Below are 13,435 nucleotides of genomic sequence, written 5' to 3'. Positions count from 1 at the left end.
AGCGTAAGGAAGAAAGATAGCTAAAATGTCGAATTTCAACGTAATCTATCGCTAAGCGTCAATGAGAACACCCCTGTAAGTCCAATAAAGAAGCCCTCATTTATACGATGAGGGCTTCTTTGAATGTTTCAAAATCGTTACGCTTCTGCGGTAGCTCGACTCAGCGAGCCGTTGCTGGACATCCGTTCAGGAACCGGCTCGACGGTGATAATGACAAACTTTGACGTTGGCGTATTGCTGATGTAAGCCACGCTGGCCATGGGTACTAAAGCGTTTGCTTCCGGATAATAAGCCGCCGTGTTTCCTTTCGGTATGTTGTACGGAATGGCAATAAACTTCTCGATCGTTCGCTGCTGACCCTCAAAGTGACTGGTAATGTTTACCAGCTGACGCTCTTTAATTCCGCGCTCGTTCATATCCTGCGGATTCATGAAAATAACCCGCCGTTCGTTATAAACACCCCGGTATCGGTCGTTGTAATCATAAACTGTCGTATTGAACTGGTCGTGGCTTCGGATGGTCATCAGCACGAGTTGGTCCGGGGCAATATCGTGCATCACCATATCGGTTACAGTGAAATTTGCCTTCCCGTTTTCGGTCGTAAAGTTGCGTTCGCGGGGCCCATTCGGCAGGTAAAAGCCGCCCGGCTTACGGATTTTTTCGTTGAACTTATCGAAGCCGGGTATAACCCGTGCTATGGAATCGCGAATGCGGTCGTAGTTTTCGGTAAAGCCGATCCAGTCCGTTTTGCTGCGTTCGCCTGAAGTGGCAATGGCAATGCCCGAAATAATGGCGACTTCGCTAAGCATTTCGCCGTCGAGCGGCTTCAATACGCCTTTACTCTGGCTAACTACGCCCATCGTGTTTTCACAGGATGTAAACTGCTGACCGGAGCGTTGCATGTCAATGTCGAGGTGAGTCAGGCAAGGTAGAATCAAGGATGTTTCTCCTGTAACCAGGTGGCCCCGATTCAACTTTGTGCTGATGAACACGGTGAGTTGCTGCTTACGTAATGCCTCGGCCACAAACTCCGTATCAGGCGATGCCGACAGGAAATTACCTCCCAAACTGACAAACACCCTGGTCCTCCCTTCGTGCATCGCTTTAATCGATTCAACCGTATCAAGACCGTGTTCGCGAGGTGGATCAAAGCCAAACTCCGTTTGCAGCGCATCCAGAAACTCTTTGTGCGGGCGTTCCCAAATACCCATCGTTCGGTCACCCTGTACGTTCGAGTGACCTCGTACGGGACAGAGCCCGGCACCAGGTATGCCAACGGCACCTTTCAGGAAATGAAGATTGATAATCTCCTGAATGCTCATAACGCCGTTTTTCTGTTGCGTAAGACCCATGGCCCAGCACGTAACGATTTTCTGCTTAGGGGCAATCAAGTCAGCTGCTTCGCGGAGTTGCTCACGCGTAAGGCCGCTCATCTGCTCAATATCGCCCCAACGCGTATTCCGGATGTTCTTTAAAAATTCATCGTAGCCAGCCGTGTACTCCTGAATGAACGCATGGTCAATTACTGTACCCGGATTTTGTTCTTCGGCAGCGAGCAGGTGCTTCATGATTCCCCGCAAAACCGCCATATCGCCGTTAATCTTCACCTGAAGGAACAGATCGGCGATGGGTGTGCCGTGACCAAGCAGAGTGCCAACGGCCTTGATCGGATTCATAAAATCCTGCGGGTTTTTGAAGTGACTCAAACCCGCTTCGTGCAAGGGATTTACAGCAATAATCCTGGCCCCATTTCGCTTCGCTATCTGCAAAGCTGTGAGCATACGAGGATGATTTGTGCCGGGATTTTGCCCCATAATGATGATTACCTCGGCCTCGTGAATATCGTTGAGCGTTACCGAAGCCTTCCCTAATCCTATCGTCGGACTTAAAGCCGAACCGCTGCTCTCGTGGCACATATTCGAGCAGTCGGGTAAATTATTCGTTCCAAACTCGCGTACGAAAAGCTGATACAGAAACGCGGGCTCGTTAGGTACTTTCCCCGACGTATAAAAAACGGCTTCATCGGGCGATTGTAAGGCGTTGAGCTTATCGGCCACTAACTGAAACGCTTCGGGCCAGGTAATTTGCCGGTAATGCGTATCGCCGGGGCGAAGCACCATCGGATGCGTCAGACGTCCCGAATTATTCAAATCCCGGTCTGTCATGTGCGACAGATCAACTAAAGTATGCTTCGCGAAAAAATCAGGGTCCGCACGTCGGGAGTCCGCATCGGAGGCCGTTGCTTTCGCTCCGTTCTCACAGAATTCTGCTATAGAACGGTGTCCATCCGGATCAGGCCAGGCGCAGGACGAGCAATCGAAGCCATCTTTTTGATTCAACTTGAGTAAGGCATGCGTTCCCCGACCAACTCCGGCTTCACCCCAGGAGAATTCGGCCGACTTAAGTACGGCCGTCAGGCCTGCCGCTACCGTTGCTGGCTTACCTAATGTAAGCCCTAATAACTCCTCTGGTGGCTGAGCCAGCACCGGGTGCCTGTCTTTAGCGCCTACCGTATCGGGTGCGGGCAGTACCTGTTTATCGGCATCAGGTTTACCTAATGGGTCGTAGTGGTCGTTGGTGCTTTCAGTGCCTTGGTCAGGACGGTCGCCACTTTGCGGCTGGTTCGTAGCAGACTGTTTAGCCGGATCACTTGGCTTATGCTCATTATTAGGCGACTTTTCCATAAGAGACGAGAACTGGTAAGCGTTGACGACAACCGTTCCGTTAAAGCATACGCTGTACCGACACGCCTAACAACCGGGAGTTGCCTGAAAACTAGAAAACAGTACGTAAACGCTTCGTGTCCCCAAAAGGATTTAGAAAAATCGAGATTTTAAGCCTGTTTAAACGTAGTCAGCTTTCGATTACGCGCTCGGCAAATACCGACAGAACCGGATAAGGATCCTGACCCATTAATCCACGGGGGCCATGTGTCTCGAAATACGTAACAGAGGCCGCCCCTGCCCTGGTTAAGGTTTCCAAACTTTGCCGAGTCCACGTAGCACCGAAGTCGGTAGTCTGACGAGGGTCAGCCGGTGGCTTCCGCGGGAGTGTTTGCATCTTTGCGTCGGGGTTAAAGCGGGGACGCAAGGTGATGGGCGATATATGAACTGGCTTTCCGCCCGATAACTCACGCGCTGACCGGACTGTATCGGCCTGAGCCGCTACGTTCTCCAGCAGCGTCTGATCGTCAAACGCGTGTACCTGCGGGTTGATGGAATACGTAACAAAGTCGATCCGGCTAAAATCAAATCGACGGCGGTTTACATCGACGAAATTGGCATCCGTTCCCCCGCCGAGCTTTACATCGGGCAACTGCTCCCGAAATGGCGGAATAAGCTGACTCAACAGCGCATCGTCAGTCGTCCAGGTAGTCGCGTCGAATAGTGAAATTGAGTAAAGGGAAAGATTCCGTTCTTGAACAATGTCAATCAACTGTTGAGCCTCATTTCGTGCATCCTGGCCAAAGAACAGAGCTAACTCAAGGGGTACGTTTAACAATGCTGAGTCGTGTTGCGCGCTTAATAGCGTTGTTTTCCAGTTTGCATCCGGGAAAAATACATCCGCCCGTAAGTGCGAAAAATTAGCTTTTCGCAAAATTTCAGCTTCAGCCGGGGTCAAAGGTGGCCCGTCCGCCCGCTGCCCTACCCCTACCCTAGGCATTATACTCGGCTTTGTGGAAGCGACTGAGCTGTGCTGGTTAATCTGGGCAGCAACCAGTGCCAGTGCATTTAAGGACAACTGAATCGGTTGGAAGATGATCTGCTGGCGAATTTCGGTACCGGGCTGGATCTCAACCGGGATAGGACGTTCAAGCGGAGTCGAATACGTTTTGTAGGATGCATCGGTCCAGTTCCGTTGGTCCTCAGTCTCGAAAACATCGCCTTTAAAGGCAACGCGAAACTCCTGACCTGATGCCATTATCCAGTTCATGGCACTGATGTTGAAAAACGGTTGATGAGGACTGATCAGGTCTGGAAAAGTAGACTCGGTTTTCTGACCATCCTGACTTTCAAGCAGGCAGGGCTGACCCGCTACGCCCTCGATCGGGTGCAGTACACAAAACCCGATCCGATTTCGCCAGAACGTATTGTGAGCGATTCCATAAAAATGGAACGTAATACTACCGTTCAGGTGCCCATCAACCTGAACGTGCCCCTTCATGTCAGGTCCTGAATTGCCTGTCCACCAGTCGTACCGAATCTGGAACGTATCACCATCATCCGTTATGGATTCGTTAGAAATGACTACAGGAATGGTATTCCAGTCCTGGTCGCGCAGGGCGAAGTAGACCATACGTAGCACTTCTTCGCCATTAGCTATAAATGTGCGTACAGTGCCGTTATCGTAAGAAACCTGAATAGGACCAGCGTTCAATTGCATTCGTGAATCCGTTTAGGACTGAGTTTAGAATGAGGTATAAGTTCTTGCCAGGCCGTCCACCCCATCGGAGTTGGCTTCTTAGGTAAGAGCGCGAAGGATATGTTCTACTAACGGTCTACCAAAAATGAGTAAACATGCTGCACCCGTTCTTTTTCTGATAGCTGGTGAGATAAGATCATTCGAAAACTAAAAGCAGGCCCAACCATAACGAGTGGGTTAACCACCTTTGATCATGAAAAAGTATATTGTTTTAGCTGGTCTCCTGGCGCTTCAGGGGCTGGCATTCGGGCAAAAGCCGTTTGCGCATGGCCCGTTGAAGGTGTCTGATAACAAGCGCTTTCTTGTTCATCAGGACGGAACGCCGTTCTTCTACATGGGCGATACGGCCTGGGAGCTTTTCCACCGCCTGAACCGAGAGGAGGCCGATCGATACCTGAAACGCCGGGCCGAGCAGGGATTTACAGCCATTCAGGCCGTGGCGCTGGCTGAACTAGATGGCCTGAACGACCCCAATGCCAACGGCGATAAGCCGCTCCTGAACAACGACCCGACTACGCCCAATGAAGCCTATTTCAGGCATGTCGATTACATCGTCGACAAAGCCGCCGAATACGGCCTTGTAATTAGTCTGTTACCGACCTGGGGCGACAAAGTGAATAAGAGTACCTGGGGCAAAGGACCGGAAATCTTCAACCTACAGAATGCCCGCGCGTATGGTCGTTACGTCGGTAGTCGCTACAAGAATCGCCAGAACATAATCTGGGTTGTGGGTGGCGACCGCCAGCCTCGGGATGGCTCACAGGATGTTGCCATTTGGCGGGCCATGGCCGAGGGAGTTCTGGAAGGCGTTGGCGGGGCCGACAAAGCTCTGATGAGTTATCACCCCCAGCCCAATAAACTCGAAGACGGTGGCTCGTCGAAGTGGTTTCATCAGGATAGCTGGCTGGATTTCAACATGCTTCAGAATGGACACTGCCGCGATACGCCGACCTACGATAAGATCGCTTTTGTGTATACCAATCGGACACCGGTGAAGCCCGTTATGGACGCTGAGCCTATTTATGAAGATCACCCTGTCTGCTTCAACGTAAAAGATTTAGGCATTTCCAACGCATACGATGTCAGAAAGTATGCTTACCTCGATTTGTTCGCCGGAGCGCACGGTCATACGTATGGTTGCCATGACATCTGGCAGATGTACGCACCCGGCCGGGAGTCAGTTAACGGAGCGCAGATCGCCTGGTCCGAAGCACTGGAACTGCCCGGTGCAAACCAGATGAAGTTTGTTCGCAAACTGATTGAATCCCGCCCTATACTCGATCGCGTTCCTGATCAGTCGCTGATTGTAGAGAATGAATACGGTCCGGCTGAACGCATCCAGGCAACGCGTGGGAAGGATTACGCCTTTATCTATACGTCAGCCGGGAAACCGTTTACGGTTAACATGGGCAAGGTGTCTGGTAGCCAGGTAACGGCCTACTGGTTCGATCCGCGCAAAGGTGAGGTTAAGCAGGCCGGTTCACTTAGCAATAAAGGACAGCAAAAGTTTTCTCCACCCTCAACCGGCTACGGCCAGGATTGGGTACTTATTCTTGATGATGCCGCCAGGCAATACCCCATGCTAACCATGAACCCCTGATCGGCGTACTTTGCTGAAGGGCGCGTCTACAGTACTAAGACCGATGCGAACAATTATTTATTCGTTCGTAGACAAAGAATTGACTTGCGCTGCGTAGGAGCCAATCCGTATGAATTTATAAAGAAATGATATACAGTTGTTACGTGTCCTTATCTCTGTGAAACTACAGCTGTAAACAGCGCAACAATCGCTTCAAAAGCCCGGCAACTGAATAAGTTCGTCGGGCTTTTTAGCAGGTTCACTACTGTTTTTAGGCCGTTCGTCACTTAACACCAAAATAACGTGGAAACTGCGAACTATCTTTGAGTTTCCAGAGTTCACCTCGTAAAAGTTCTATTTCCGAATGAAGGAACGAATCTTAGTAGAGGCCGAACGGCTATTTTGGAAGTACGGTGTCCGGTCGGTAACGATGGAAGATATTGCTAAACGGCTGGGAATTTCAAAGAAAACAATATATCAGCACTTCACCGACAAAGAAGACATCCTCTATCAGGTAATTCAGGCGAAATCTACGCAGGATAAGGCAGAAGTGATGTGTATGGTCACAGAAGCCGCCAACCCTGTCGAGGAAATTCTGGTCGTTCTCGACATCATGCGCAAGCATACCGACCAGGTAAACCCAAACCTGTTAATCGACATACAGCGGCATTACCCAAAAGCATATTCCGCTTTCCGGGAGCATAAGGAAACTCATATAATGCGGTCTATTCTTGAAAATATCCAAAAAGGTATCGCGCAGGGGTTATACCGCCCCGATCTGAATGCCGAGATTTTAGCCCGTATGCGAATTGAGCAAATCGAACTGACATTCAACAATGACATTTATCCACCCGATACGTACGCCATGATGGATGTACAGCGAGAACTGATGCATCATTTCGTGCGCGGAATGCTTACCGAAAAAGGCTTTACTATCTACAATGAATTCGTGCGTAAAGAAGAACGAGTACAACCTGATTTAATATGAAAGCAAGCACTACCATTCACATCCTGGCCATTTGGCTGTCGGCGGGTTCGCTGGGCCTGAGGGCTCAGGTGCCTACGCAACCGTCGGTTGGCCAGCAGCCAACCGGAGCAGCCGCCAGCGGTCAGCAACCTGGCGCGCAGCAAGCCGCAGGTACTGGGGCCGTTGTGGCACAACCCGGCATCACACCAGGTACGGGGGTTGCCGTACCGTCTCAACCTGGTGTCAATACAACGGGCGGTACGCCAACGCTGAATCCGTCTGAAGGACCTGTAAACTTACAGCCTAACGTTATTTCAACGTTCAACTCGGGTTTAGGTCTCGCCCCGTCTGGATTAAGGCCATCGAGTCAATCGGGAACAGGGCGGTCCTTTACGCTTCAGGAAGCCATTGATTTTGCGGTTCGGCAGAACATTAACATACGTAACGGCCAGCTTGACGCCGTTAGTGCCGAAGCGCGTATTCGGGAGATTAAGGCTAGTGCCTTGCCCCAGATAGCCGCCAGCGGATCGCTGACCGATAACCTGATCATCCAGAAAGCGTTCTTACCGGCTAACTTTCTTGATCCAACCGCCCCGGCTGATGCGCCTTCGGTAGCGCTGCCGTTTGGCGTAAAGTATTCAGGAAATGCATCCGTCAGCCTCAATCAGGTTATTTACAGCGCCAGCCTGAACGTTGGCCTGCGTGCCGCAGCAACGTATCGCGAACTGGCTCAACGCAATTTGCAGGGAACGAAAGTGACGGTGGCTGAACAGGTAGCAAAGGCCTATTACGGCGTGTTGGTGGCCGTGGAACGGGCCAAACTGCTCGATTACAACATCGGCCGTCTGGACACGCTGTTGAACGAAACGCAGGCGATGAACAAGCAGGGGTTTGTGGAGCGGCTGGACGTGCAACGCCTGGAAGTGCAGGCCAACAACCTGCGCGCTGAACGCCAGAACGTACAGAACCTGATCGACCTGAGCTATACCCTACTGAAGTTTCAGATGGGACTGGGCGTCAACGATGAGATAACCCTGGCTGAGCAGTTGCAGGATCGCACGGTCGAAGAACTTCGACCCCTGATTTCGCCTGATCCGACATTCCAGTACGGTAGCCGTATTGAGTATTCGACGCTGGAGACGCAGATCAAACTGGCACAACAGGATATTGAGGTGACTCAAAAAGGATATTATCCGTCGCTGGCCGCCTTTATTAACTATGGGTACAACAGTGGACGTAACGTATTCAGCCAGCTCATCAGTGCGCCCTGGCTTAACTTTTCAACGGTTGGCCTGAGTTTGCAAGTGCCCATTTTTGATGGTTTCCTGAAGAAGTATCAGATTGAGCAGAAACGCGTTACGTTGCAAAAAGCCCAGAATAGCGGTGAACTGTTACGTAACTCCATTGACTTACAGATTCGGCAGTCGAGTATTACGCTGAACAACGGGTTGCAAAGCCTCCAGACGCAGCAACGTAACCGCGATCTGGCTCAGGAGATCGTTCGCGTCACTCGGATCAAATACCGAGAGGGCGTTGGCTCAAGTATCGAAGTGCTGAACGCAGAAGCCTCCTTACGCGAGGCCCAGACGAATTACTATGCCTCTCTGTATGATTTTTTTATTGCTAAAGTTGATCAGGATCGTGCGCTCGGTCGGCTTTACACTGGAAACTAAACTACATCATTAGAAAACTTTACCCATGAAAGCATATTACGCTATTGCCCTCACCACTTCCCTATTAGTAGCTTGCGGGGGCGAAAAGAATTCGAACGACCTGCAAGGTAAACGCGAAGAGCTAGCCGAGCTGAAGTCGCAGCAAACGGAGCTGGCGACGAAAATAAAAGCGCTGGAGACTGAAGTAGCCAAGGCTGATCCGAAGAAAACCCAAGAAGTACGGTTGAAAGACGTTACAGTAGCGGCAATCGCGGCAACAACGTTCAAGCATTTTGTTGAACTACAGGGTACGATTGATGCAAAAAACAATGTACAGGTTTCGCCAAAATCGGGTGGAGTTGTTACGGCCGTTTACGTGAAAGAAGGTGACAACGTCCGGGCTGGCCAAACGATTGCCAAAATCGATGATCAAATTCTGCGCGAGTCCATAGCTGAAATTAGAACGCAACTGTCGCTGGCTAATACCGTCTTTGAAAAGCAGGCAAATCTCTGGAAACAACAGATCGGTACAGAAATTCAATACCTGCAGGCCAAAAACAACAAAGAGTCGCTGGAGCGCCGGTTATCTACGCTGAACGCGCAGTTGAGCCAATCGAACGTAACGGCACCCATCTCCGGCGTGGTCGATCAGGTGAACGTGAAAATTGGCCAGTCGGCGGCACCAGGCGTTGGACTGGTACGTATCGTCAACCTGTCGCAGCTAAAAGTGGTGGCGAAAGTAGCGGATACGTATTCCGGTAGCGTTCGGAAGGGCGATGCGGTTATGATTCGGTTGCCAGATCTGAATAAGGAGCTGAATTCGCGTATCTCGTTTGTGTCAACAACGGTAGACCCGCTGAGCCGCACATTTACGATTGAGGCTCCCCTACCATCTGACAATACGTTGAAGCCAAATATGCTGGCACAGGTAAAAATCAATGATCAAACCCAGGGTAATGCCATTGTAATTAACCAAAACCTGATTCAGAGTACCGAGAATGGCCAGCTCGTTTATGTGGCCGTTAATGAAGGAAACAAGAAAATAGCGAAAGCTCGGACTGTTAAAACAGGCCAGGCATACGGTGGCAAAGTTGCAATTACGCAAGGTTTGCAGGCAGGCGATAAAGTGGTTACGGCGGGCTATCAGGATCTGGTCGACGGACAACCGATTAATTTCTAGTAATCAGTTATTAGCGCATAGCCATTCACTGTACTGTCAACGAATGGTTATGTACCTACTCAATGACTAACTAATGACCTTACATCATGAAATTTGAACAGTATAAAACCCTCGGCTTTACCAATTGGTGCGTCGAAAACCGGACGGCGATTTACATCTTCACCTTCCTGATTACGCTTGGCGGACTGTTCGTCTATAATAATCTGCCTAAAGAGCAGTTCCCGGACATCAAGATACCGCAGGTCTACATTAACACCGTGTACGTTGGAACCGCTCCGGCTGATATTGAAAACACAATCAATAAGCAGATTGAGAAGCAGCTGAAATCAGTTTCGGGCGTTAAACGCATTAAGTCCAATGCGTTACAGGACGTATCGGTTATTCTGGTGGAGTTTAATCCCGATGTTCAGTCGGCAGAAGCCCTGCAGCGGGTTCGCGATGCCATCGACAAAGCGAAACCTGATCTGCCGCAAAAACTGGACGCCGGCCCCACGGCGCAGGATGTCGATTTCTCAGAAATGCCAATCATGAACGTCAACATGGCGGGTAATTTCTCACTGAAACAACTGAAGCAATACGCGGAAGATTTGCAGGACGTAATTGAAGGGATGCCCGAGATTCGGCGTGTAGACATTATTGGGGCCTTAGAGCGCGAAATCCAGATCAATGTCGATCTGCCACGCATGCAATCCGCAGGATTGGCTTTCAGTGACATTCAACAGGCTGTTCAGGGCGAAAACGTAAACGTATCGGGAGGTGAACTGAACGTCGACGGTGTCCGTCGGACGGTACGCGTAAAAGGTGAATTTACCGATGTGGCCCAACTGCAAAACCTACAGATACGTACTGCCACCGGTGCCACCGTTCGACTAGGCGACATTGCTCAGGTTCAGGATAACTTCGAAGAACAACAGGACTTTGCCCGGTTGAATAATAAGTCAGTGGTTACGCTGAACGTCATTAAACGGGCGGGTGCCAACCTGATTTCGGCGGCTGACCGTATCGAAGAAACCATCGACGAATACAAGGAAACCCGGTTCCCCGAAGGGTTAGACGTAAAAATTACAGCCGATCAGTCGGAGCGGACACGCGAAAACGTCAATGACCTTATCAATACGGTTGTGCTGGGCTTCATCTTCGTGGTATTAGTCCTTATGTTCTTCATGGGCGTTCGCGATGCCATTTTCGTGGGGCTGTCCGTACCGCTTTCAGCGCTGGTTGCTTTCGTTCTGATGCCTGTTCTGGGGCCGATGGTGGGGGCATCGTTCACGCTGAATACCATGGTGCTGTTTGCATTCCTGCTGGGCTTGGGACTTGTGGTGGACGACGCCATTGTGGTTATCGAAAACTCACACCGGCTTTTTAATGAGAACAAAGACTGGAATATCCGCCAGGCAGTGAAAGCGGCCGCTGGCGAAGTGTTCGTTCCTGTATTGTCCGGTACGTTAACAACGATTGCACCATTTTTTCCGCTGCTGTTCTGGCCCGGTATTGTCGGCGAATTCATGAAGTTTTTGCCGTTGACGCTTATTCTTACCCTGTTTGCTTCGTTGTTTGTTGCCTATGTGATCAACCCGGTTTTCGCCGTGACGTTTATGAAACGGCACGAAGATGACAACCATGAAGATAAGCAGAGCTTCCAGGAAATCAAGCGACCACTGATCATCATGACCGTTCTGGCTGGTGTTGGCTACGTAATAGATCGAGGTATTGGTAATCTGTTTGTGTTGTTCATTATCCTGTACGTGTTCAACCACTACGTTCTGACGCCAAAACTGATTGTGCCTTTTCAGGAAAGCTTATTGCCCAGACTCAAGAGCGGATACCGCAAGCTGATTTCGTGGATATTAACTGGCTGGCGGCCCGTGTTTGCCATCCTTGGCGCGTTTGGGCTGTTGATTTTAACGTTCATCATCACAGGTATTGCCAAGCCAAAAGTGTTGTTCTTCCCCAGTGGTGAGCCGGACTATATCTATGTCTACAACGTAATGCCGGTAGGTACGGATGCGCGCGTAACCGATTCTGTCACACGGGTGATCGAAAAGCGCGTGTTCAACGTATTGGAAAAGAACAAGGCTACGGATATTGTGAACTCCGTTATTTCCAACGTCGGTAAGAACGCCGGTGATCCCATGAACCCCGATCGGTCGGCAACCCCGCAAAAGTCGAAGGTTACAGTCGCGTTTAAACCGAATGAAGAACGGCACGGTATCTCTACCGATTCGTTACTGAGCAAGGTGCGGGTGGCTATGAATGGTTTGCCCGGTACGGAAATCTCCGTAGAGCGTGAGTCCAACGGTCCACCAACGGGTAAGCCGATTGCTATTGAAATCGCTGGTGAAGAGTTCAGCGAACTTGCGAAGCTGGAAAAACAAATCCGGCAGAAGATCAATCAGGCCGGTATTCAGGGTATAGATCAATTAAAGTCTGACCTGATTACGAACAAACCCGAAATTGTGGTCGATATCGACCGCGACAAAGCCGAACGCGAAGGTATTTCATCCGGCCAGGTGGCTATGGCGATCCGAACGGCTTTATTTGGCCTGGAAGTGTCTAAATTCCGCGACGCCAAAGATGAATATCCAATCATGGTTCGTCTGAAGCCTGATGATCGCAGTCAGATCGACCGCTTGCTGAGCCTGAATGTCGTTTACCGGGATATGGCCATGGGAGGCCAGTTGCGGCAGGTACCCATTACGTCGGTCACGAACATTAGTTACTCGACAACGTTTAGCCAGATCAACCGGAAAAACCAGGAGCGTTTAGTTACGCTCAGCTCCGACGTAGTGCCTGGCTACAATGCCAATCAGATTGTGGCCCAGATTCAGCAGGTCATTAACGAGATGGAGGTACCGAATGGCTACACAGTCCGGATTGGTGGTGAGCAGGAAGACCAGCAGGAATCGATGAGCTTTCTGGGTTCGGCTTTCATGATCGCCTTGCTGTTGATCTACCTGATCATGGCTACGCAGTTTAACTCTGTTGTGAAGCCGCTGATTATCTTCGTAACCATTCTGTTCTCCCTGATCGGTGTACTGCTTGGCTTCGTGATTTTCAATAAAGACTTCTCGATTATCATGTCGGGTGTCGGAATTATTGCTCTGGCTGGTATCGTGGTGAAGAATGGTATTCTGCTTATTGAGTTCATTGAAGAGCTACGGGGACGTGGTGTTCCACTCCGCGAGGCCATCATCGAAGCGGGCGGGATTCGCTTGACTCCTGTATTGCTGACAGCCTCAGCGGCCGTATTGGGCCTGATTCCGCTGGCGCTGGGTATCACGGTAGACTTCGTTGGCTTATTCCGTAATTTTGACCCGCACCTGATTATTGGTGGCGATAGTTCGGTGTTCTGGAATATTCTGGCGTGGACCATTATTTTCGGTCTTACCTTCTCAACCTTACTAACACTGGTCATTGTACCGTGTATGTACTGGATTAACGAGCGTATCCGGATGAAGTGGTTCGGCAAAAAAGATCCGGCGCTGGAAATGAAAAAGCAGGAACAACCAGAAGAAGAGTTGGTCTAAAAAGCCAGGAGTTATGCACAAAAGGCGCAGAGCGAAAACTCTGCGCCTTTTGCGTTTGGCCTTTCACAATGCACACCTGAACAAACTATAGTCTACCAGGTTTACTAC

General features: G+C 50.3%; 7 protein-coding genes. 5 read left to right on the top strand and 2 right to left on the bottom strand.

Annotated features, from left to right (window positions below; translation table 11 throughout):
- Positions 1-137: 137 nt before the first annotated feature.
- Together ACYVBJ_RS10520 and ACYVBJ_RS10515 are read right to left on the bottom strand one after the other, a co-directional pair.
- Positions 138-2,684: an FdhF/YdeP family oxidoreductase gene (locus ACYVBJ_RS10520; RefSeq protein WP_460982257.1), complete on the bottom strand. Its 2,547-nt coding sequence runs from the start codon at positions 2,682-2,684 to the stop codon at positions 138-140.
- A gap of 169 nt (positions 2,685-2,853) precedes the next feature.
- Entirely contained in the window at positions 2,854-4,383 is a 1,530-nt protein-coding gene (locus ACYVBJ_RS10515) for a hypothetical protein (RefSeq protein WP_460982256.1), read from the bottom strand.
- Between the two features lie 232 nt (positions 4,384-4,615).
- On the opposite strand from ACYVBJ_RS10515, the gene ACYVBJ_RS10510 reads away from it, so the two are divergent.
- The 5 genes from ACYVBJ_RS10510 to ACYVBJ_RS10490 all read left to right on the top strand — a co-directional run bounded on the left by ACYVBJ_RS10510 (position 4,616) and on the right by ACYVBJ_RS10490 (position 13,327).
- Positions 4,616-6,022 carry a glycoside hydrolase family 140 protein gene (locus ACYVBJ_RS10510; protein WP_460982255.1) on the top strand — a complete coding sequence of 469 codons (1,407 nt, stop codon included), beginning with the start codon at positions 4,616-4,618 and terminating at the stop codon, positions 6,020-6,022.
- Between the two features lie 343 nt (positions 6,023-6,365).
- Positions 6,366-6,989: a TetR/AcrR family transcriptional regulator gene (locus ACYVBJ_RS10505; RefSeq protein ID WP_460982254.1), complete on the top strand. Its 624-nt coding sequence runs from the start codon at positions 6,366-6,368 to the stop codon at positions 6,987-6,989.
- Positions 6,986-8,641, top strand: coding sequence for a TolC family protein (locus tag ACYVBJ_RS10500; protein ID WP_460982253.1), 1,656 nt, complete (start codon positions 6,986-6,988; stop codon positions 8,639-8,641). Before ACYVBJ_RS10505 ends, ACYVBJ_RS10500 begins: the two co-directional genes overlap by 4 nt.
- Before the next feature lie 25 nt (positions 8,642-8,666).
- Positions 8,667-9,800: an efflux RND transporter periplasmic adaptor subunit gene (locus tag ACYVBJ_RS10495; protein WP_460982252.1), complete on the top strand. Its 1,134-nt coding sequence runs from the start codon at positions 8,667-8,669 to the stop codon at positions 9,798-9,800.
- An 86-nt stretch (positions 9,801-9,886) separates the two neighbouring features.
- Positions 9,887-13,327 (top strand): efflux RND transporter permease subunit, encoded by a 3,441-nt coding sequence (locus tag ACYVBJ_RS10490; protein WP_460982251.1) that lies wholly within the window; start codon positions 9,887-9,889, stop codon positions 13,325-13,327.
- Positions 13,328-13,435 lie beyond the last annotated feature (108 nt).

The organism is Spirosoma fluminis, from assembly GCF_054778895.1.
The sequence above is the reverse complement of the archived record's forward strand: the minus strand, read 5'-3'. Positions and strand labels throughout refer to the sequence as shown.